This window comes from Nonomuraea sp. NPDC023979 (assembly GCF_040639085.1).
GTDB classification, from domain to species: domain Bacteria; phylum Actinomycetota; class Actinomycetes; order Streptosporangiales; family Streptosporangiaceae; genus Nonomuraea; species Nonomuraea ceibae.
The window spans coordinates 65,626-86,106 of the sequence record NZ_JBEZZG010000009.1 but is presented as its reverse complement, the minus strand read 5'-3'; the positions used below and the strand labels follow the sequence as shown (position 1 = coordinate 86,106).

Genomic DNA, 20,481 nt, shown 5'->3' with positions numbered 1-20,481 from the left:
CGGCCGACAGGAATCACTCGACGCCGATGAGCAGCGGGTAGCCGTCCTGCTCCCCCTGGTAGACGACGAGGTCGACGTCGGGCCGTACGCGCGAGAGATGCCCGGCCACGTGGTCGGCGAGCAGGGCCGGGGCGCGGGCGCCCGTGACGAGGGTCACCAGCTCGCCGCCGCCCGCCACCATCCGGTCCACGACGAGCGTGGCGACGCCGTCGAGCGTGTCGCCGATCACGGCCACGTCGCCGTCGATCAGCCCGAGCACGTCGCCGGGGCGGCACAGGCCGGCGCTGGTGACGGCCTCCTGGTCGGCCAGCGCGAGGTGGCCGTGGCGGGTGTGGCCGGCGGCGTCGGTCATGGCGACCACGTCGTCGTCGAAGCGCCGCAGCGGGTCGTGCACGGCGAGCGCGGCCAGGCCCTGCACGGTCGCCCTGGTCGGCAGCACGCTCACCGCGACGCCGTCCTCGCGGGCGATCTCGGCGGCGGCGGAGGCGACGGCTCCGGCGGCCTCGTCGTTCGGGAGCACGACGACCTCGTCCCCGGCCTGCCGGATGGCGGCGAGCATGGCGGGCAGGGCCGGCCTGCCGCCGGGCTCGCGCCGGACGACGACCGCGCCGCACTCCTCGAACAGCGCCGCGATCCCGTCGCCCGCGGCGACGGCCACCACGCCCCGGCCGGGTCCGGCGCGGTGGGTGCGCTCGGCCAGGTAGGTGATCCTGATGCGGTGGGGGCGGCCGGCCCGCAGCCCGGCCTCGACGGCCGGGCCCGCCTCGCCGACATGCACGTGGACGTTCCACAGTCCCTCGCCGCCGACCACGACGAGCGACTCGCCCATGGCGTCGAGCTCCGTACGCAGCCGGGCGACGGCCGCGTCGTCGGCGTCGAGCAGGTACATGACCTCGTAGCCCGCGCCCACCTCGGTCATCGGCGACACCCGGGCGGTCGGTCCGGGCACCTCGTAGCGCTCCCGGTGGACGCCGGTGATCACCGCGGCGAGCGTCTCCAGCACGATCGCCAGCCCGGCGCCGCCCGCGTCGACGACGCCGCTGCGGGCCAGCACGTCGAGCTGGTCGGGGGTACGGCGCAGCGCCGCGCGGGCGGCCTCGGCGGCGCGGCGCGCGACCTCGCCGGGCCCGCTCCGCAGGTCCTGTACGGCCTGCGCGGCGGCGGCCAGCACGCTCAGCACCGTGCCGTCGACGGGCCTGGCGACGCTCTGCCTGGCGAGCGCGGCTGCCCTGGCCAGCCCGGCACGCAGGTCGGAGCCGTCCTTCAGCACCTCGGCCAGCCCGCGCAGCGCCTGGCTGACGATGACCCCGGAATTGCCGCGCGCCCCGACCAGCGCCCCGTAGGAGAGCGTCTGCCACACGACCTCGGCGCCCACGTCGTCGGGCAGCGACTCGACCGCCTCGGCCGCCGACAGCATCGTCAGGTGCAGGTTCGTGCCGGTGTCGCCGTCGGCCACCGGGAACACGTTGAGCGCGTCGAGCTCGCCCCTGGCCCTGCCGAGCGCGTCGGCGGCCAGCCGGGCCCAGCGTCGCACCGCGGGCGGGTCGAGATCCTCCATGTGCGCGCTCCGGCCTCCCCGCGTGCGCTACCGTTAATCGAGGAGAATATCGCCGTGTCCGGCGTCGTCCAGTGGTGATCGAGTTCGCCGTGGTGGTGCGGATCGGATATTCTCGTCTGGCTGGCCGGTTGTCCCGGCATGCCCTCCGCCCGACGAACATCAGCGGACCGGGCTACATCGACTGTTTTAAGGAGCGATACCGTGGCTTCCGTCTGCGATGTCTGCCGCAAGGGGCCGACCTTCGGCAACAACGTGTCCCACTCTCACCGCCGCACCCGCCGTCGTTGGAACCCCAACATCCAGACGGTTCGCGCGGTCGTCGGCGGCACGCCGAAGAAGATGAACGTGTGCACCTCGTGCATCAAGGCGGGCAAGGTCACCCGCTAACCCACGCTCTGTCGAAGGCCCGCCGCTCACCTGAGCGGCGGGCCTTCGTCGTGCCCGCCGAGCGGCAAAGGCCCGCAGGACGCCGCAGGCCCGCCGTACGGGCTAGGGTCACCGCTGGGTGCGCTGCTGCCAGGCGTGGTCGACCGGGCCGATGCCCGCGCCCAGGGGGAAGCCGTGGGCGATGGCGCCCGTCACGTACGCCTTGGCCTTGGCGACGGCGCCCGGCACGTCCTCGCCCAGGGCCAGGTGGGAGGCGATGGCGGAGGCGAGCGTGCAGCCGGTGCCGTGGGTGTGGCGGTTGTCGTGGCGTTCGGCGGTGAAGCGGTGCTCGGCGGCGCCGTCGGTGAGGAGGTCGACGGGCCTGCCGGGCAGGTGGCCGCCCTTGACCAGCACCCAGGTGGGCCCGAGTTCCAGGATGGCGTCGGCGGCCCGGCGCAGGTCGTCCTCGTCCTCGACCTTGACGCTGGTGAGCTGTTCCACCTCCCACAGGTTGGGGGTGACGACGGTGGCGACGGGCAGCAGGCGCGTCCTGAGCGTCTCGACGGCCTCGGGCGCGAGCAGCGAGTCGCCGTGCTTGGACACGCCGACCGGGTCGACGACGAGCGGCGCGGGGTAGCCGGCCAGCTTCTCCGCGACCAGCTCGACCAGGGCGGGCGAGGCCAGCATGCCGGTCTTGACGGCCTGGGCGCCGATGTCGCCGAGCACCGAGTCGAGCTGCGCCCGCACCGCCTCGGGCGGCAGCTCCCAGTAGCCCTGGACGCCGATGGAGTTCTGCGCGGTGACCGCGGCGATCACGCTCATGCCGTGCACGCCCTGGGCCAGCATGGTCTTCAGATCGGCCTGAATGCCCGCACCGCCGCCGGAGTCGGATCCGGCGACGGTCAGCACGCGTGGGGGAGTCGAAACCGTCATATCCCCCATCCAACCACTTAGCTGACGGAACACTCCCCGCCGACCATGCCGCAGCTACGCGGCTGGCCCGCCTTGCCCAGGGCCTTGACGGTGATCTCGCTGGAGTCGCCGGACGCGATCGTCGCCGGCAGGTCCACGATCAGCAGGTTCCCGTCCTGCGTCCAGGTGGCGCCGTCGACGTCCGTGACGCGGCCCCGTACGGGCAGCGACAGCGTGAGGGCGGTCAGCGGGCCGGCGGAGGAGTTGCGGACGTTCACGGCGGCGGTGTAGCCGGTGAGGCCCTGCTTGACCACGTCGAAGTCGACCCGCACGGAGGAGCCGCCGGCCGCGAGCTGGGTGGTGGCCGTCGGGGCCGGCTGGGTGGTGCTGTCCTGCCTGGGCCGGCCGTCGGCGTCACCCAGCGGGGACGTCTCCTCGCTGGGCGTCTCGGTCGGGATCTCCTCGATGATCTCGTCGACCGGCTCCTCCACAGGCTCCTGGGCCTGCTTGGACTTGGTCTTGGTCGGCTTGGGGGTCGGCGACGGGGTGCGGCGCGGCTGGACCGGGGCGTCGGTGGCCTTCGGCGCCGGCGGGTCGGCCGCCTCGCTCTCCTTCTCCGCCGGCTCGTCCTCCACCGGTTCCTCAGCGGGGTCCGCCACGGGCTCGGGGTCCTCGGCCGGAGGCTCGGACACGGCCGGGCCGGGCTGGTTGCTCGCCTGGACGGCGGCGCAGGCGCCGCCGGGGCAGTCGGCCGCGCCGCCGGAGCTCATCATCTTGACGCCCGCCACGGTGCCGCCGAGCACGATGGCGACGGCCGCCACGGAGAGCAGCGCCAGCTTGCCCCTGCCGCCGGACGGGGCGTCGTACGGGTCCTTGGGCGGCTTGCGGCGGCCACGGCGCGAGCTGGGCTCCGGCTCGGCGGGCTGCTCGCCGTCCGACGACCAGCCGGAGCCGAGGAAGCCGCTCTCGGCCTCGGCCCACGCGGGGGTGGGCGCGGCCATCGTCGGCTCGCCTGCCACCTTGACGTCGCCCGGCTCGGGCGGGCCTGCGGTGACGGGCGGGTCGAACCTCGCCGTGCGGTCGTCCGGGAAGGGGTTGAACGCGCCGGTCCGCTCCGCCGGGCCCTCGTCGAACGCCTCCCCGCCGGCGAACCCGCCGGGCCGGGCGTACGGGTTCGGGTGATCGCCGCCCACGGGCTCGAACGACCCCGTCTGCGGCCCCTGGTCGAACGGATTGGGGACCGGGACCTGCGGGTTCAGCGGGGGGTCCGGCTCGAACGGGTTCGGCTGCTTGGCCTGGCCGAAGGGGTCCGACGGCGGGCCGAAGACGGCCGTGCTGTCGTGCGGGGCCGGGTCGAAGACGCTGGGCCGGGACGGCGGCTGGGCGGCGGCCTCGGGGACGTCGTCCCAGGAGGCCGGGCGGGTGAAGGCGCCCGTGACCTCGAAGGGCTGGTCAGCCGGCGGGACCGGCCGTCCGGGCTCCGGCCGGGGCGACGCGGCGAAGGCGCCGGTGACCTCGAACGGGTCGGACTGCGGCACGGCTGAGGACGGGGCGTCGTCCCGCTGGGGCATGGGCGACCACTGGCCCGTCACCTCGACCTGGTCGGGCAGTGACGGCCAGCCTGGCTCGGACGGCTTGCCCTCCGAGCCCCAGAAGGACTCGGGCTGCTCGTCGTGCGAACCCCAGAAGGCGCTGGTTTCCCCCCGTTCGTCCCCATCTTCGGATCCACCGGTGCCGTGGCGGCCCATGACAGCCCTCTCTGCCGGTTACAGTTGGCCGCCAATCTTCATAACACCTTTACTACGCCTTTGTCCCAACATTCCCCGCAGTCACGCCGGAAATCCGGAAAATACTACGCAAATCGGGCTAGTTGGTCACCTAAAGTGATCCCATCCGCCGGGCCCGGTCTCACGCCCCGTGACCCCGACGCCCTCCCCCTCGACCACGCGCCCCACGACTTGCCAGGAGGCGGGAAGCCGCACGTCAGGAGGGAACGTGGCGGCCAGGGCGTGGTCCTCGCCGCCGGTGAGCACCCAGTCGAGCGGATCGGCGCCCAGCTCCTTGGCCGCCGCGGCCACCGGCTCCGCCACCGGGAGCGCCCCCGGGTCCAGCTCGACGCGCACCCCGCTGGCCGCGGCCACGTGGCCCAGGTCCTGCAGCAGCCCGTCGCTCACGTCCAGCATGGCGCTCGCGCCCAGCCGAGCCGCCTCCGGCCCGCACGCGTAGGGCGGGCTGGGCCGCCGGTGGCCGGCCACCACGTCACCCCAGCGCGGCTCCCGTTCGGCCTGCTCGCCGCCGGTGGCGCGGCCCGCCTCCAGCAGGGCCAGCCCGGCCGCCGAATAGCCCAGGCGGCCCGCCACGGCCACCACGTGCCCAGGCCGGGCGGCGGCACGGGTCACCGGCGCGCGACCCTGGAGGTCGCCCAGCGCCGTCACCCCGATGACGACCAGGTCGCAGCGGGTGACGTCGCCCCCGGCCACACTGGCCCCTACCAGGGCGCACTCCTCGCGGAAGCCGTCGGTGAGGCCGTCGAGCCAGGTGAGGGGCAGGTCGGCGGGCATCCCGAGCCCGACCACGATGGAGGTGGGCACCGCGCCCATGGCGGCCACGTCGGCCAGGTTCTGGGCCGCGGCCTTGCGGCCGACGTCGTAGCCGCTGGACCAATGGCGGCGGAAGTGCCTACCCTCGATCAGGAGATCTGTAGATACCACGACGCGCCCGTCCGGCGCGCTGACCATCGCGGCGTCGTCGCCCGGCCCCAGCAGCACCGCGGCGCCCTGAGGCAGGCGCGCGGCGATGCGGGCCACAACTCCGAACTCGCCGAGTTCACCGACTGTGATGACGCACCTCCTGACGCTCACAGGGTACGGTGGCCCTTCGGCGTGATCCAATCGCCTGGGAGGACGTAATGGTGCAGGCCTACATCCTTATTCAGACCGAGGTCGGCAAGGCGGCGGCGGTGGCCCACGAGATCTCCGGCATCACCGGGGTGACTCAGGCGGAAGACGTGACGGGCCCCTACGACGTGATCGTGCGCGCCGAGGCTCGCAACGTCGACGAGCTGGGCAAGCTCGTCGTGGCCCAGATTCAGGCCGTGGAGGGCATCACGCGTACCCTTACGTGTCCGATCGTCCATATCTGAGGTAGATCTTTCCATGCGTACGGCCCCCGTCCTGCTTGTCCTGCTCGCACTGGCCGGATGCGGTGGCGCCGTCCAGGTCGAACCGCCCAAGCCCGAGGGTGAGGCGGTGGCGGCCTGCGACCGGCTGGCCGGCCTGCTGCCCGCCAAGATCGGGGCCGACGGGCGCACGGAGTCCACGCCCGCCTCCCCGTACGTCGCGGTGTGGGGGCCGGGCACGGTCGCGTTGCGCTGCGGCGTGCCCAGGCCGGCCAGGATGGCGCCCACCGACCAGCTCCAGGAGATCAACGGGGTGGGCTGGTTCGCCGATCCCGAACGGCCCACCCTGTTCACCGCCGTCGCCGCCCCGCTCTACGTGGAGGTCACGGTCGGCGGCTCGCACGTGGCCCCCGAGGTGCTCGCCGAGCTGTCGGGCCCGATCGGCCAGGTGTCAGCGCAGCCCCGGTGACCGGTTGAGCGCGAGCTGCACGAGCCGGTCGACCAGCGCCGGGTAGGGCAGCCCGGAGGCGGCCCAGAGCTGCGGCGCCACCGACAGCGCGGTGAAGCCCGGCATGGTGTTGATCTCGTTGAGCACCAGCCGCCCGTCGGGCGTGTAGAAGAAGTCGACCCGCGCCAGCCCCTCGCACTCCAGCGCCTCGAACGCGCGCACCGCCATCGCGCGCAGCTCCTCGGCCGCCTCGGCCGGGATGTCGGCGGGCACGGTGAGCGACATCTGGTCGGGGTAGTACTTGGCCTCGAAGTCGAAGAACTCCTGGCCGCCCTCGACCCTGACCTCGCCGGGCGCCGACGCTGCGGGCGGGTCGTCGCCGAGCGACTCCAGCACCGCGCACTCGACCTCGCGCCCGGTCATGGCCTCCTCGATGAGGACCTTGGGGTCGTGCTGCCTGGCGAACTCCACGGCCCGCTCCAGCTCGGCCCGGTCGTGGGCTTTGGAGATGCCCTGCGAGGACCCGGCCCTGGCCGGCTTGACGAACACCGGCCAGCCGAGCTGCTCCTCGGCCTCCTTCACCACCCGGTCGCGGTCGAGCCGCCAGTCACGGTCGCGGACCACCACGTAGCGGCCGATCGGCAGCCCGGCGGCGGCCAGGACCGTCTTCATGTAGCCCTTGTCCATGCCGACCGCGCTGGCCAGCACGCCGGAGCCGACGTAGCGGACCCCGGCCATCTCCAGCAGCCCCTGGATGGTGCCGTCCTCGGCGAACGGCCCGTGCATGACCGGAAACACCACGTCGACCGAGCCCAGCTCGACCGGGATGCTGCCCGGGTCGTAGGCCACGAGGGAGCTGCCGCCCGAAGGCAGGGCGAGCGCCGCGCCGGTGGTCTCGACGGCGGGCAGCTCGCCTTCCTCGATCTGGAAGCGCTGATCGGCCGAGGCCAGCACCCACCTGCCGTCCTGGGCGATCCCGATGGGGATCACCTCGTACTTGCTCCTGTCGATCGCCTCCAGCACGCTGCCCGCCCCCATCAGGGACACGGCATGCTCGGAATTGCGACCTCCGAAAACGACGGCGACGCGTGGCTTGCTCATGAGGTCCGAATCTACCGGCGCGCTCCGCCCACAGCGAGTCAAGCACGCGTGTTTCGGGACATCAGACGCCGTAACGCTCGGGTTTGGGTGAGCGCGACATGAGCAGCATCCCCGCCTCCGCAGGCGACATGCCGTCGTGGACGACGCCGACGACGACTTCGGTGATCGGCATTTCCACGTCGTGTTTCCTGGCCAGCTCCAGCACCGACTCGCAGGACTTGACGCCCTCGGCGGTCTGCCGGGTGGCGGCGACGACCTCCTCCAGCGTCATGCCGCGCCCCAGGTTCTCGCCGAAGGTGCGGTTGCGTGACAGCGGCGAGGTGCAGGTGGCGACCAGGTCGCCCATGCCGGCCAGCCCGGCGAACGTGTGCGGGTCGGCGCCGAGCGCGGCGCCCAGGCGGGAGATCTCGGCCAGGCCCCGGGTCATCAGCAGCGCGCCCACGTTGTCGCCCATGCCCATGCCGGCGGCCACGCCGACGGCCAGCGCGATCACGTTCTTGACGGCGCCGCCGAGCTCCACGCCCACCACGTCGGTGTTGGTGTAGGGGCGGAACCACGGCGGCAGGTGGCACGCCTTCTGCAGCCGGTCGGCGACGCCCTCGTCGGCGCAGGCGACCACGGCGGCGGCGGGCTGGCGCTGGGCGATCTCCTTGGCCAGGTTGGGCCCGGAGACGACCGCCACCCGCTCCGGCGGCACCCCGGCGACCTCGCGGATCACCTCGCTCATCCGCTTGGTGGTGCCGAGCTCGATGCCCTTCATGAGGCTGACCAGCACCGCGTCACGCGGGATGTGCTCGCGCCAGGCGGTCAGGTTGGCCCGCAGCGTCTGCGAGGGCACGGCCAGCACCACGAAGTCGGCCCCGTCGAGCGCCTCGGCGACGTCGGTGGTGGCGCGCAGCGAGGTGGGCAGCGCGACGCCGGGCAGGTAGTCGGCGTTCATGTGGGTGCGGTCGATCGCCTCGACCACCTCGGGGCGGCGCCCGTACAGGACGGTCTTGTTGCCGGCCTCGGCGAGGATCATCGCGAACGTGGTCCCCCAGGAGCCGGTGCCGAACACGGCGGCCTTGGTCATCTCGTCACCGTCCGGCGGGATCGTAGGGAGTCTCGGGAGCCTTCTCGCCGCGCAGCTCGGCGAGCTGGGCGGTGAGCGCGGCCATGATGTCGGCCGTGGCCTCGCGCAGCACGTCGGCGTGCGGCGGCCGGCCGGCGTAGCGCGACAGGTCGACCGGGGGGCCGACCAGCACGCGGAACGTCTTGCGGGGGAAGATCCTGGGCCGCTTCTGGCCGTAGGGCAGCAGCTCGTGGGCGCCCCAGTGGGCGATGGGGATCACCTGGACGCCGCTCTCCAGGGCCAGCCTGGCGGCGCCGGTCTTGCCCACCATCGGCCACAGGCGGGGATCGCGGGTGCAGGTGCCCTCGGGGTAGAACAGGATCGCGCCGCCGTCCTTGAGCCGCTGCTCCGACTCCCGCAGCGACCTGGCGGCGTCCGCGCTGCCCCGATAGACGGGGATGGCGCGCAGCGAGCGCACCGCGTGACCCAGCAGCGGCACCTTGAACAGCGCCGCCTTCGCCAGGATGATCGGCCAGCGGCCGTTGTTGTAGAGGAAGTGCGACAGCAGCACCGGGTCGGCCCACGACAGGTGATTGGCCACGATGATCACGCCTCCCGTGCGCGGGAGGCGGTCGCCGCGGCGCCAGTCTTTCTTGACCAGGAGCCACGAGAGCGGTTTCACGATCACGACGGCCAGGGTTTCCCAGAAACGCGACGGTCGCGTGACGCGGCTCATGGTCTCCTCCAACACCTCTGGTATGCGCCCAAGTCTCCCGGTTGGCCGCCAGGGATGTCGAGGCGCGATGCTTAAGCCTATGAGCATCCGCTGGTCGCTGGTCATTCCGGTGAAGACCCTGGTAGCGGCGAAGACCCGGCTGGCCGCCGCCACGGGCCCGCACCGCACGCGGCTCGCCGTCGCGGTCGCCTGCGACACCGTCACTGCCGCCCTCGCCTGCCCGGCGGTCGCCAGGGTAATCGTGGTGACGGCCGACCCGGCCGCCGCGGGGCCGCTGGCCGGGCTCGGCGCCGACGTGGTGCACGACCCGGACCGGGGGCTCAACACGGCGCTGCGCACCGGCGCGGCGCACGCGGTGCGGCTGGCGCCCGGCGACCCCGTCGGAGCGCTCCAGGCCGACCTGCCGGCGCTGCGCCCGGCGGAGCTGGCGATCGCGCTGGGGGCCGCCGCCGAGTTCGACCAGGCGTTCGTGCCCGACGCGCTCGACGTCGGCACCACCTTCTACGGCGTACGGCCCGGCAGGCCCTTCCGGCCCCGGTTCGGCGGCGAGTCACGGGCCAAGCACCTGGCGGGCGGGGCCAAGGAGCTGACCCCGGAGGGCATCGACTCGCTGCGGCGCGACGTCGACACACCGGACGACCTGCGCGCCGCCATCACGCTCGGCCTGGGCGCCCACACGGCGGCGGTGGTCGCCGAGCTGTGGCCCAACGGCGGTGATCAGGTCTAGGCTGGGAAGCATGCAGGGGACGGTGCGCAGCTTCGACGAGGCCACCCGGTCCGGCTCGGTCTTCCTCGACGACGGGACCGTGCTGACCTTCCCCGCCCATGCCTTCGACGCCGGGCCGCTGCTGCTGTTGCGCACCGGCCAGCGGGTCAACTTCACGGTGTCCGGCGGCGAGATCAGCTACATCACGCTGTCGACCTTCCCGCTGCCGTGAAAAGGCCCGGACCCCCGTAAAGGGAGCCCGGGCTTTTCGCCGCTGCGGTGCCTACTTCTTCTTCGCGGCCTTCTTGCCGCCCTCGTTCACCAGATCCTTGAAGTCCGAACCGGGGCGGAACTTGGGCGCCCAGCTCTCCGCCACCTTGATCTCGGCCCCGGTCGAAGGGTTCCTGGCCGTCCTGGCCGGCTTGTGCACCATCTCGAAGGCGCCGAAGCCCGTGATCGAGACCTTGTCGCCGTTGGCCACTGCCTTCTGGACGGCGTCGATGACCGCGTTGACGGCCTCTGTCGCCGTCTTCCTGTCGCCGACGCGATCCGCGATGGCGTCGACGAGTTCCCGCTTGTTCATGAAAGTTTCTGCTCCCCCAGTTACGGCTCGGGGTTCCAGCTCACGAGTCTGACGTAGAAACCCCTTACGCGCTCGAAAGTAGGCGGGATCGGGGGGGAACTCAATCACCCGGCGTGTTTTCGTCCTCGCGTGGCGTGTCGGCGGCCTCGTCGAGAACGGCCAGGAAGTTGTCCAGGCGGGCGGCCGCGCGGCCGGGATCGAGCTTGGCCTGGTCGCAGATGGACAGGTAGTGGCGCGCCAGCCGCTCGCGGTCGGCGCGGTCGGTCAGGGGCAGCATGCGGACGCGGCGGTGCGCTTCGCGCAACCGCCGCGCCAGCTCGTCGTCGTCTAGACGGTGGTGGGGGCCCAATGGGGGCCGCCAAAAGCGGAACTTGGGGTTTAGTGGGCGTGTCGCCAGGGGAGCCCCATGTGGGGCAGGCCCTCCATGAGCCGCCAGCGGGTGTAGTCGTCGATCTCGAAGGCGACGGTCTCGCCGGCCCAGCGGACCTGGCGCTCGGCCAGGTCGACGGTCACCTGGAGGCCCGGGTCGGCCTCGACGGCGTCCTGCAGCGCCTCGACCTTGTCGCCCGGCAGCACGACCGGCAGCAGCCCCATCTTGGTGGAGTTGTTGCGGAAGATGTCGCCGAACCGGGCGGCGATCACGACGCGGAACCCGTACTGCTGGAGCGCCCACACGGCGTGCTCACGCGAGGAGCCGGTGCCGAAGTCGGGGCCGGAGACCAGGACGGACGCGCCCGAGTAGGCGGGGTCGTTGAGGACGAAGGACGGGTCCTCGCGCCAGGCGGCGAACAGGCCCTTCTCGAACCCGGTGCGGCTGACCTGCTTGAGCCAGACGGCCGGGATGATCTGGTCGGTGTCGACGTTGCTGCGGCGCAGCGGCACCGCCGTACCGGTGTGGGTGGTGAAGGCTTCCATCGGTGGGTCTCCTAGAGGTCGGCGGGGGCGGTCAGGCGGCCGGTGACGGCGGTCGCGGCGGCGACCTGCGGCGACACCAGATGGGTGCGGCCACCCTTGCCCTGGCGGCCCTCGAAGTTGCGGTTGGAGGTGGAGGCGCTGCGCTCGCCCGGCTGGAGGGTGTCGGGGTTCATGCCGAGGCACATGGAGCAGCCGGCCTCGCGCCACTCGGCGCCGGCGGCCTTGAACACCTCGTGCAGGCCCTCCTCCTCGGCCTGGCGCTTGACCAGCATCGAGCCGGGGACGATGAGCGTGCGCGTCCGGACCTGGCGGCCGCGCAGGATCTCGGCGGCCGAGCGCAGGTCCTCGATGCGGCCGTTGGTGCACGAGCCGACGAAGACGGTGTCGACCTCGATGTCGCGCAGCGGGGTGCCGGCGGTCAGGCCCATGTATTCGAGGGCGCGCTCGGCGGCCGAGCGGGCGACCGGGTCGGCGAAACTCTCCGGGGCGGGGACGCTGTCGCTCAGCGGCAGGCCCTGGCCGGGGTTCGTGCCCCAGGTGACGTACGGCGTCAGCGTCGAGGCGTCGATCTCGACGACCTTGTCGAAGACGGCGTCGTCGTCGCTCCTGAGCGTCTTCCAGTAGGCGACGGCCTGGTCCCACGCCTCGCCCGACGGCGCGTGCGGGCGGCCCTTGAGGTAGGCGAACGTGGTCTCGTCGGGCGCGATCAGGCCGGCCCTGGCGCCCGCCTCGATGGACATGTTGCACACCGTCATGCGGCCCTCCATGGAGAGCTTGCGCACGGCCTCGCCGCGGTACTCGACGATGTAGCCCTGGCCGCCGCCGGTGCCGATCTTGGCGATGATGGCCAGGATCAGGTCCTTGGCGGTGACGCCGACGGGCAGCTCGCCGGAGACCTCGATGGCCATCGTCTTAGGCCGGTAGGCGGGCAGCGTCTGGGTGGCCAGCACGTGCTCGACCTCGGAGGTGCCGATGCCGAACGCGATGCCGCCGAACGCGCCGTGGGTGGAGGTGTGGGAGTCGCCGCACACGATCGTCATGCCGGGCTGCGTCAGGCCGAACTGCGGGCCGATGATGTGGACCACGCCCTGGCCGGCGTCGCCCATCGGGTGGAGCCGCAGGCCGAACTCGGCGGCGTTCTTGCGCAGGGTCTCGACCTGCGTCTTGGACACCGGGTCGGAGATCGGGCCGAGGACGGTCGGCACGTTGTGGTCCTCGGTGGCGATGGTGAGATCGGGCCTTCGCACGGTCCGGCCGGCGAGACGGAGACCGTCGAACGCCTGCGGGCTGGTCACCTCGTGGATGAGGTGCAGGTCGATGTAGAGCAGGTCGGGCTCGCCGTCGGCGCGGCGCACGACGTGCTGCTCCCAGACCTTCTCGGCCAGTGTGCGGCCCATGGGATCTCCTCCTTGAGACAGACCTCCGACTTGCCTTCTCATATGTCGAGACGGCAGTATCGGTGTATGGACAACTCTAGCGGAGTCGGAGTACTGGACAAGGCCGTTCTGGTGCTCAACGCCCTCGAAGCCGGACCGGCGTCACTGGCGCAGCTCGTCCAGGCCACCGGCCTGGCCCGCCCCACGGCCCACCGGCTGGCCGTCGCCCTTGAGCACCACCGCATCGTGACCCGTGACACGCAGGGCAGGTTCGTGCTCGGCCCCAGGCTTTCGGAGTTGTCCACGGCCGCCGGCGAGGACCGCCTGCTCGCGGTCGCCGCGCCCGTGCTCATGCAGCTGAGGGACCTGACCGGCGAGAGCGCGCAACTCTACCGGCGGCAGGGCGACGAGCGGGTGTGCGTGGCCGCCGCCGAGCGCTCCAGCGGCCTGCGCGACACCGTGCCCGTCGGCTCGGCGCTGCCGATGACCGCCGGGTCGGCGGCCCAGATCCTGCTGGCCTGGGAGGAGCCCGACCGGCTGCACCGGGGGCTGCGCGGCGCCAAGTTCACCGCCGCCACCCTCGCCTCCGTGCGGCGCCGGGGGTGGGCCCACAGCGTGGGAGAGCGCGAGCAGGGTGTGGCGAGCGTCTCAGCCGCCATAAGGGGCAGCGGCGGCAAGGTGATCGCGGCGGTCAGCGTGTCGGGTCCCATCGAGCGCCTGACCCGCGCCCCGGGGCGGCTGCACGCGGTGCCGGTGATGGCCGCGGCCGAGCGCATCACGGAGGCCATGCGACGCACGTCATGATCCGCCAAAGCCGGTATTTAGGGAGCCGAGTGCGTCGCTGGCGCACTAGCCTGAGTGCGTGACAGATCGCATCGAGGTAGCCGCCACTGAGCTGCGACCCCTGCTCGAAGAGTTCATCTTGTGGGCACGGACCAACGCGCCCGACAGCGACCCCGAGCTCGTGGGGCCCGCCGCACTGTGGCACCGTCTCGCCTTCTCGCAGGACCTCGGCACGTGGAAGCGCGCCGACCTGCGTAACCTGCTGCTCGATCGCATGCCGAAGGTCGTCGACGACCCCGACGCGGCCGCCGACGGCATGCTCCCCGCCGTCGACGCCTACCTGACCTTCCTGTCGAGCACCGGCAGGCTGGCCAAGGGCTCCGACAGCCTCGCCGATCTGCAGGCCGAGCTCGACGACGTGGAGGACGACTTCGTCGAGCTGATGGAAGACCTGATCGAGGACGTCGAGGACGAGGACGAGACGGGCGACCTCGGCGACTTCGAGCCCTTCGCCGACGATCTGGCCGACCTGCCCACGATCAGGCTGCGGCCCGACGCCGAGCTGGCCGCCGCCGCGCGCGCGGTGCCGCTCATCGCCAAGGCCCGCGACCTGGCCCTGTGGGTCGGCTCCGGCCGCCGCGTGGGCGAGGACACGCTGCTGTCCGACGCCGAGGTCGAGGAGGCGCTGGCCGCCGTCGGCCTGCCCAGGCCGGAGACCGAGGGGGCGCTCGCCGAGGCCGTGCCCGACCTGTGGAACCTGTGGAACCTCGCCGTCGACCTGGAGTTCCTGGAGCCGGGCGAGGGCAACACGGTGGCCGTGCAGGACGACACCGCCGAGTGGCCGTTCGACGACGACGAGGACGTGCTCGACGCCTGGATGCTCGGCCTCCACTCCGTCGACTACGGCGACCCCGAGCTGGCCGACGAGGACCTCACCATGGCCCTGGCCGGCCTCACCCGGGGCCTGCTGGTCAGGCTGCTGCTCGCGGGCGGCTCACGCGATCTGGCCGGGCTGCGGCGCGAGCTGGCCGAGGCCGCCGCCGAGATCGACGAGCTGGGCGCCCAGGCGTGGCACGAGGCGGGCGACCCGCTCGCCCCCGCGCTCACCTGGCTGGCCGGCTATGGCATGACGGAGGTCTCCGGCGACACCGTCAGCCTCACGCCGCTCGGCACCGAGGGCGTCGTCCACCTGCTCGACGACTCCGACATCGAGATCGACGCCCGGCCCGCCATCGAGTCGATGAGCGCGCACGAGCTGCTGGTCCTCAGCGCCGAGCTGCCCGAGGAGGAGGCCGACGCGGAGTTCGCCGCCTGGATGCGGCTGCGCGAGCCCGCCAAGGCCGCCGAGGAGCTGCTGGAGGCCGCCGCCAAGGACGGCGACGACGCGCTCATCCGGGTGCAGGCGGCCAGCGTCGTCGGCACGCTCGGCGAGGCCGCCGTGCCCGCCTGGCAGGCCGCGCTCGACGAGGTGTCGCTGCGCCCCTACGCGGCCACGCACCTGAGCCAGCTCGGCGTGGAGGGCGCGCCCGAGCCCACCCCTGACGACACCAACTGGCTGATCCTCGACATGTGGACCATCTCGGCCGGGCTGGGGCGGCAGGAGTTCGTGGGCAGCCTGCGCGACATCGGGCCGGAGCTGCTCAACAACCTGCTGGACGTGGTGTGGAAGATCCCGCACGCGCACGTGGAGGAGCTGCTGGACCTGATCTCCCAGGTGCATCCGGACAAGCAGATCGCCAAGGCGGCCCGGCGGGCGCTGTTCAAGGCACGGTCTGCCGCGCAGTAGGACGCACGACCGAGCGCGCCTCCCTCAACGGGGGGCGCGCTTTCGCGTCTCAGCTTCGGGAAAGAAAAAGACCCGGCGCCAGATGGGCCGGGTCTCACAGGTGAAGGAGTAGTCCCGACCGGATTCGAACCGGCGCTACCGCCTTGAGAGGGCGGCGTCCTGGGCCACTAGACGACGGGACCTTCATGAGCTTGTGACAGTGGTAGTCCCGACCGGATTCGAACCGGCGCTACCGCCTTGAGAGGGCGGCGTCCTGGGCCACTAGACGACGGGACCCTGTCCACAAGCTGGTGCCGGGCCTCCCCGGCAACGGACGTAACTCTACCGCACGGCGAGGAGCACAACCAAACCGCTATCGGACCATCAGATCGGGCCTGCGCTGTCGTACCAGCTCACCCATCGGCCCGCGCTCCCACAGCGGGTCGATCGCGCCGAGCGGGATGCCGAGCCACTGCAGGCCGGACTCGGGGTGGACGGGCACCCGGGCCAGGTGGTCGCGCATCCAGCCGGGGACGCGGCCCGGCAGCACCCGCGAGCCCCAGCCGACGAGGCCGATCGTGCGCATCTCCCCGGCGCGCACCCGGACGCCGCCGGGGCGACCGATGACCCTGCGGCCGGCCATCGGGCTCTCCACCACGTCGACGCGCTCGATGTCGGCCCACGCCAGCCGCAGGCGGAAGCCGTACGAGTCGGACAGCTCGACGCCCTGCGGCGAGAAGCGCACCACGGTGCCGTCGACCATCCGCCGGTATTTGACCGCGAGCACGCCGACGAGCGCGGCCGTGGCCGCGGCGGCGACGAGGACGCCGAGGAGCGTGCTCCGGGTGAGGATCGCGCCCAGCGCCAGGCAGACCGGGAAGAAGAGCGCGAGCGGCATCAGGAAGGGGGCGGCGAACGCGTAGAAGGAACCGCGACGCATCCGGAACTCGGTCATGAAAACAAGAAAGCGGATGTTTCTGATCGAAACATCCGCACTGTCACTGCACTGTGCTGGGGTACCAGGACTCGAACCTAGACTAACTGAACCAGAATCAGTCGTGCTGCCAATTACACCATACCCCACCGCGGCGGACCCCCTGCGGGGCGCGCTCGGCGATGTCCGAAAGAATAGCCCAGCTCGGGGGGTAAGACCAAAACGAATACGCGGCGGGGTCCGGCACCGGCCGTGACGTGCCAAGCTGATGGGGACAAATCACCACGTGGAGGAGCCTCAGCGTTGGCCGAGAACCCGTTCTTCGCCCCTAGCACCCTGCCCTATCAGCTGCCGCCCTTCGCGGAGATCCGGGAGGAGCACTACCTGCCCGCGTTCGAGCGCGGGATGGCCGAGCAGCTGGCCGAGGTGGCGGCCATCGCGTCCGCCGAGGAGCCGCCCACGTTCGACAACACGGTCGCCGCGCTGGAGAGATCCGGGCGCGTCCTGAACCGGGTGGCGACGGTCTTCTACTCGATGGCGTCCTCCAACACCTCCGACGCGCTGATGGAGATCGAGAAGCGGATCTCGCCGGAGCTGGCCAGGCACAGCGACGCGATCCGCCTCGACCGGGCGCTGTGGGACCGGCTCAAGCGGGTCACGACCGACGACCCGGAGGAGGCGTGGCTGCTGGAGAAGTACCGCGACGACTTCGTCCGCGCCGGCGCCGACCTGTCGGAGCCGGAGCAGGAGCGGCTGCGGGCGCTCAACGAGGAGCTGTCGACGCTGTCGACGGAGTTCTCGCAGAACCTGCTCAAGGCCTCCACCGAGTCGGCGCTGGTCGTCGACGACGCCAAGGAGCTCGACGGGCTCGACGAGGCCACGATCAGGTCGCTGCGCCAGGACGGCCGTTACGTGCTGCCGCTGCTCAACTTCACCAACCAGCCGGCGCTGGCCCAGCTCACCGACCGCGACGTGCGCCGCCGCCTGTACGAGCTGAGCGTCGAGCGGGCGCCTGGCAACCGCGCGCTCGCGATCCGGATGGCGAGCCTGCGCGCCGAGCGCGCCGCGCTGCTCGGCTTCCCCAGCCACGCCGCGTACGTGGTCGCCGACGAGACGGCCAAGACCGTGGAGGCCGTCGAGGAGATGCTCTCCCAGCTCGTCGGCCCGGCCGTGCGCAACGCCCGCGAGGAGGCCGAGGCGCTGGCGGAGCAGGCCGGGTTCGCGATCGAGCCGTGGGACTGGTCCTACTACGCCGAGAAGGTGCGCCGGGCCCGCTACGACCTCGACGCCGACGCCATGCGCCCCTACTTCGAGCTGGACCGCGTCTTCCGCGACGGCATCTTCCGGGCCGCCGAGCTGCTGTACGGGCTGAGCTTCGCCGACCGGCCCGACCTGCACGGCTACCACGAGGACGTGCGCGTCTTCGAGGTGTCCGACGAGGGCGGCGAGGCTCTCGGCCTGTTCCTGCTGGACCCGTACGCCAGGGCCAACAAGCGCGGCGGCGCGTGGATGAACAACCTGGTCGACCAGTCGTTCCTGTTCGGCGAGAAGCCGGTCGTGATGAACAACCTGAACGTCACCAAGCCCGCCGAAGGGCCGACGCTGCTGACGTACGAGGAGGTCAACACGGCCTTCCACGAGTTCGGGCACGCGCTGCACGGGCTGTTCTCCGAGGTGCGCTACCCGAGGGTGTCGGGCACCAACGTGCCGCGTGACTTCGTCGAGTATCCGTCGCAGGTCAACGAGATGTGGGTGACCTGGCCGGAGATCCTCGAAAGCTACGCCCGCCACCACGAGACCGGCGAGCCGATGCCGGCCGAGCTGGTGGCCAAGCTGAAGGCGGCCGAGCGGTTCAACCAGGGCTTCAAGACCGTGGAGTATCTGGCCGCGACGCTGCTCGACTGGGCCTGGCACAAGCTGGCCCCGGGCGAGGAGGTGACCGACGCCGAGGCGTTCGAGGCGGCGGCCCTGGAGGCGGCCGGCATCGCGTTCCCGCTGGTGCGGCCGCGTTACCGGACCAACTACTTCGCGCACGTCTTCTCGGGCGGCTACAGCGCGGGCTACTACTCCTACATCTGGAGCGAGGTGCTCGACGCCGAGAGCGTGGAGTGGTTCAAGGAGAACGGCGGGCTCAAGCGGGCCAACGGCGACCACTTCCGGCGGGAGCTGCTGTCGAAGGGCGGCAGCGTCGACGCGCTGACCGCGTTCCGCAACTTCCGGGGCCGCGAGCCGGGCATCCGCCCGCTGCTGGAGCGCCGCGGCCTGGTGTGACCCGGCCCGGGACCACCAGGGTCACCAGGGTCATCGCGCGGGGTCGTCGCGGGGGGCTTCGAGCTCCGCGATGGCCTCGCGCAGCCATGTCCGCTCGGCCTCGCTGGAGGCTCGGGCGACGATCAGCATGCCGCGCCGGTACGGGTCGCGCTCGTCCTTGATCCGCACCGGCGCGCCCCCCTCGTGGAAGAAGCTCGCCGGGGCCTCCAGGAACGCCAGCCTGCGCCGCAGCACCCCGGCCCGCTCGGCCCGGTCGCGCAGGGCTGACAGGAACGTCAGCAGGCCGAAGAACCGGGTCTGGTCGCTGATGTCGAGGTCGCTGGGCTCGCGCAGGCGCCTCAGCAGCTCCTCGCGGCCCGCCGGGGTGAGCGTGAGGACCTGGCGGCGGGCGGCGTGCGTGCCGGCCTCCTCGTGCCGCTCGACAAGGCCCTTGGACTCCAGCCGGGCGATCGCCGGATAGAGGGCGCCGTCGCTGACCGGGCGCAGGTGGCCGGTCAGCGACGCGATCCTGGCCTTGAGCTCGTAGCCGTGCATGGGGCGCTCGCCGAGGAACCCCAGGATGGAGAGGGTCAGGTCACCGCCGCTTGCCATGGGATGCATCGTAACGCTATACCTCTAATCGAGATACTACGATTCGAGGTATGCGTGTTCAGGCTGGCGACGCCCATCTATGTGGAACTGCTCACGGCCGTCGTGGCGGTGGGGCTCATCGACCTGCTCTGGGTGTCCGGGCTCGGCGAGGACGCCATCGCCACGGTGACCATCGCCACGACCGCCGAGACCCTGGCCTACGGGATCTTCCTGGCCGTGCCGACGGGCGTGACCGTGCTCGTCGGGCGGCGCGACGGGCACGCCCCGCTGGCGCCCGTCGTCAGGACCGGGTGGATGCTGTGGGCGGGGCTCTCCGTGCCCATCACGGCAGCCGGGCTGTGGCTGTCGGGCGGGGAGGCGTACTTCCTCATCGCCTTCGCCGGCTGGCCCGTGTACTTCGCCCAGACGGTCGTGGACGGGGTGCTCAAGGGCCGGGGCGACACCAGGCGGCCGATGCGCCACGCGCTGCTGTGCAACGCGCTGGTCGTCGCGCTGGACCCGCTGTTCATCCACGGGCTCGGCCTCGGCGTCGAGGGCGCCGCCCTGGCCACCGTGCTCGCCCGCGCCATCACCCTGGCGGCCTCCTTCCCCGCCCTGCGCAGCCCGGAAGCGAGCACGGAGCCCGGGGCGGGGCCAAGGACGGGGCCGGTGGCGGGGGCGCGGGCGGGGTTGCTTGTGGGAGCGGTGGTGCGCACCGGGCTTCCCATGTCAGGGGACTTCCTGGCACGGGCGCTCGTGGGCATGGTGCTCGTCGACCTCGTCGCCGGCTTCGGCACCGCCGAGCTGGCCGGGTACGGGGTCGGGCAGAAGGTGATGCTGGCCGGGGTGATGGCGTTCTACGCGCTCCGCCAGGCCACGATGATCCGCACCGCCCGGGGCGAGCACACCGGGTCGCCCCTGCTCGCCGGGCTGGCCACGGGAGCCGTGGTGGCGGCGGTGCTCAACGTGGCCGCCGAGCCGGTCGCCGCGCTGTTCGCCGCCGACCCGGGGCCCGCCGTGGGATTCCTGCGCTGGATGACGCTCTATCTGGTGCCGTTCGGCGGGCTGATCGCCGTGGGCGGCGTGCTGCAGGCCACCGGGAGAGGCGGCCGGCTGCTCGCCGCCACCCTGGCGGGCTTCGCCGTCCAGCTGCCCCTCGCGTACGCGCTGAGCGCCTGGCTGGGCGTCAGCGGGGTGTGGCTGTCGATGGCCGCCGGCGCGACCCTCAGCCTCACCGCCGCCGTACTCCCCCGCACCACGCGGGCGGGCGGACCGCGGTGACCGGCCC

Annotated in this window: 22 protein-coding genes and 3 tRNA genes; 9 read left to right on the top strand and 16 right to left on the bottom strand. The window is 72.3% G+C overall.

Going from position 1 to position 20,481, the window contains the following annotated elements; all coding sequences use genetic code 11:
- Window positions 1-13 precede the first annotated feature (13 nt).
- Window positions 14-1,558, bottom strand: a complete 1,545-nt coding sequence (locus AB0G11_RS18500) for a DAK2 domain-containing protein (protein WP_357586930.1) — start codon at window positions 1,556-1,558, stop codon at window positions 14-16.
- A gap of 201 nt (window positions 1,559-1,759) precedes the next feature.
- On the opposite strand from AB0G11_RS18500, the gene rpmB reads away from it, so the two are divergent.
- A complete protein-coding gene (gene rpmB / locus AB0G11_RS18495; protein WP_183656410.1) occupies window positions 1,760-1,945 on the top strand; it encodes a 50S ribosomal protein L28 in 186 nt (61 codons plus the stop codon).
- Between the two features lie 108 nt (window positions 1,946-2,053).
- Here rpmB and thiD read toward each other — a convergent pair whose 3' ends face one another.
- The 3 genes from thiD to AB0G11_RS18480 form a co-directional block, all read right to left on the bottom strand.
- Entirely contained in the window at window positions 2,054-2,866 is an 813-nt protein-coding gene (thiD, locus tag AB0G11_RS18490; protein WP_357586928.1) for a bifunctional hydroxymethylpyrimidine kinase/phosphomethylpyrimidine kinase, read from the bottom strand.
- 8 nt (window positions 2,867-2,874) lie between these two features.
- Window positions 2,875-4,584 carry a hypothetical protein gene (locus AB0G11_RS18485; RefSeq protein ID WP_357586926.1) on the bottom strand — a complete coding sequence of 570 codons (1,710 nt, stop codon included), beginning with the start codon at window positions 4,582-4,584 and terminating at the stop codon, window positions 2,875-2,877.
- A 126-nt stretch (window positions 4,585-4,710) separates the two neighbouring features.
- Window positions 4,711-5,697, bottom strand: a complete 987-nt coding sequence (locus AB0G11_RS18480; protein WP_308125829.1) for a thiamine-phosphate kinase — start codon at window positions 5,695-5,697, stop codon at window positions 4,711-4,713.
- A 47-nt stretch (window positions 5,698-5,744) separates the two neighbouring features.
- Between AB0G11_RS18480 and AB0G11_RS18475 the strand changes: the two genes are divergently transcribed.
- Both AB0G11_RS18475 and AB0G11_RS18470 read left to right on the top strand, forming a co-directional pair.
- Window positions 5,745-5,978, top strand: a complete 234-nt coding sequence (locus AB0G11_RS18475) for an Lrp/AsnC ligand binding domain-containing protein (RefSeq protein WP_219507021.1) — start codon at window positions 5,745-5,747, stop codon at window positions 5,976-5,978.
- Between the two features lie 13 nt (window positions 5,979-5,991).
- Window positions 5,992-6,423: a DUF3515 family protein gene (locus AB0G11_RS18470; protein WP_219507022.1), complete on the top strand. Its 432-nt coding sequence runs from the start codon at window positions 5,992-5,994 to the stop codon at window positions 6,421-6,423.
- Here AB0G11_RS18470 and AB0G11_RS18465 read toward each other — a convergent pair.
- From AB0G11_RS18465 to AB0G11_RS18455, 3 genes are all read right to left on the bottom strand, one after another.
- Entirely contained in the window at window positions 6,406-7,503 is a 1,098-nt protein-coding gene (locus AB0G11_RS18465) for a D-alanine--D-alanine ligase family protein (RefSeq protein ID WP_219507024.1), read from the bottom strand. The genes AB0G11_RS18470 and AB0G11_RS18465 overlap by 18 nt on opposite strands.
- Window positions 7,504-7,564: 61 nt before the next feature.
- On the bottom strand, window positions 7,565-8,575 hold the full coding sequence (locus AB0G11_RS18460) for an NAD(P)H-dependent glycerol-3-phosphate dehydrogenase (protein WP_219507026.1): 1,011 nt from the start codon (window positions 8,573-8,575) through the stop codon (window positions 7,565-7,567).
- Window positions 8,576-8,579: 4 nt separating this feature from the next.
- Window positions 8,580-9,290 carry a lysophospholipid acyltransferase family protein gene (locus tag AB0G11_RS18455; RefSeq protein WP_219507028.1) on the bottom strand — a complete coding sequence of 237 codons (711 nt, stop codon included), beginning with the start codon at window positions 9,288-9,290 and terminating at the stop codon, window positions 8,580-8,582.
- 79 nt (window positions 9,291-9,369) lie between these two features.
- Here AB0G11_RS18455 and cofC point away from each other — a divergent pair, with 79 nt between their 5' ends.
- A complete protein-coding gene (gene cofC / locus AB0G11_RS18450) occupies window positions 9,370-10,017 on the top strand; it encodes a 2-phospho-L-lactate guanylyltransferase (protein ID WP_357586924.1) in 648 nt (215 codons plus the stop codon).
- Between the two features lie 10 nt (window positions 10,018-10,027).
- The gene (locus tag AB0G11_RS18445; RefSeq protein WP_357586923.1) at window positions 10,028-10,228 is read left to right on the top strand and encodes a hypothetical protein; all 201 of its coding nucleotides are present in this window, start codon (window positions 10,028-10,030) and stop codon (window positions 10,226-10,228) included.
- Window positions 10,229-10,279: 51 nt separating this feature from the next.
- Here AB0G11_RS18445 and AB0G11_RS18440 read toward each other — a convergent pair whose 3' ends face one another.
- The 4 genes from AB0G11_RS18440 to leuC all read right to left on the bottom strand — a co-directional run bounded on the left by AB0G11_RS18440 (window position 10,280) and on the right by leuC (window position 12,891).
- Entirely contained in the window at window positions 10,280-10,579 is a 300-nt protein-coding gene (locus AB0G11_RS18440) for an HU family DNA-binding protein (protein ID WP_219507033.1), read from the bottom strand.
- Between the two features lie 100 nt (window positions 10,580-10,679).
- Entirely contained in the window at window positions 10,680-10,883 is a 204-nt protein-coding gene (locus tag AB0G11_RS18435; protein ID WP_357586921.1) for a hypothetical protein, read from the bottom strand.
- A 74-nt stretch (window positions 10,884-10,957) separates the two neighbouring features.
- A complete protein-coding gene (leuD, locus tag AB0G11_RS18430; RefSeq protein WP_357586919.1) occupies window positions 10,958-11,494 on the bottom strand; it encodes a 3-isopropylmalate dehydratase small subunit in 537 nt (178 codons plus the stop codon).
- 11 nt (window positions 11,495-11,505) lie between these two features.
- Window positions 11,506-12,891 (bottom strand): 3-isopropylmalate dehydratase large subunit, encoded by a 1,386-nt coding sequence (gene leuC / locus AB0G11_RS18425; RefSeq protein ID WP_219517254.1) that lies wholly within the window; start codon window positions 12,889-12,891, stop codon window positions 11,506-11,508.
- A 66-nt stretch (window positions 12,892-12,957) separates the two neighbouring features.
- On the opposite strand from leuC, the gene AB0G11_RS18420 reads away from it, so the two are divergent.
- Window positions 12,958-13,674: an IclR family transcriptional regulator gene (locus AB0G11_RS18420; RefSeq protein ID WP_049556902.1), complete on the top strand. Its 717-nt coding sequence runs from the start codon at window positions 12,958-12,960 to the stop codon at window positions 13,672-13,674.
- 58 nt (window positions 13,675-13,732) lie between these two features.
- Window positions 13,733-15,439, top strand: coding sequence for a hypothetical protein (locus tag AB0G11_RS18415; RefSeq protein WP_219517255.1), 1,707 nt, complete (start codon window positions 13,733-13,735; stop codon window positions 15,437-15,439).
- Window positions 15,440-15,548: 109 nt separating this feature from the next.
- Here AB0G11_RS18415 and AB0G11_RS18410 read toward each other — a convergent pair.
- The 4 genes from AB0G11_RS18410 to AB0G11_RS18395 form a co-directional block, all read right to left on the bottom strand.
- Window positions 15,549-15,621: transfer RNA gene (locus AB0G11_RS18410), tRNA-Glu, on the bottom strand.
- Window positions 15,622-15,639: 18 nt separating this feature from the next.
- A tRNA-Glu gene (locus AB0G11_RS18405) sits at window positions 15,640-15,715 on the bottom strand.
- Between the two features lie 76 nt (window positions 15,716-15,791).
- On the bottom strand, window positions 15,792-16,373 hold the full coding sequence (locus AB0G11_RS18400) for a hypothetical protein (RefSeq protein WP_219517256.1): 582 nt from the start codon (window positions 16,371-16,373) through the stop codon (window positions 15,792-15,794).
- Between the two features lie 56 nt (window positions 16,374-16,429).
- Window positions 16,430-16,501: transfer RNA gene (locus AB0G11_RS18395), tRNA-Gln, on the bottom strand.
- Between the two features lie 154 nt (window positions 16,502-16,655).
- On the opposite strand from AB0G11_RS18395, the gene AB0G11_RS18390 reads away from it, so the two are divergent.
- On the top strand, window positions 16,656-18,623 hold the full coding sequence (locus tag AB0G11_RS18390) for a M3 family metallopeptidase (protein WP_357586917.1): 1,968 nt from the start codon (window positions 16,656-16,658) through the stop codon (window positions 18,621-18,623).
- 30 nt (window positions 18,624-18,653) lie between these two features.
- Here AB0G11_RS18390 and AB0G11_RS18385 read toward each other — a convergent pair whose 3' ends face one another.
- Window positions 18,654-19,214 carry a PadR family transcriptional regulator gene (locus tag AB0G11_RS18385; RefSeq protein WP_357586915.1) on the bottom strand — a complete coding sequence of 187 codons (561 nt, stop codon included), beginning with the start codon at window positions 19,212-19,214 and terminating at the stop codon, window positions 18,654-18,656.
- 54 nt (window positions 19,215-19,268) lie between these two features.
- Between AB0G11_RS18385 and AB0G11_RS18380 the strand changes: the two genes are divergently transcribed.
- Window positions 19,269-20,474: an MATE family efflux transporter gene (locus AB0G11_RS18380; protein WP_357586913.1), complete on the top strand. Its 1,206-nt coding sequence runs from the start codon at window positions 19,269-19,271 to the stop codon at window positions 20,472-20,474.
- Window positions 20,475-20,481: the final 7 nt, after the last annotated feature.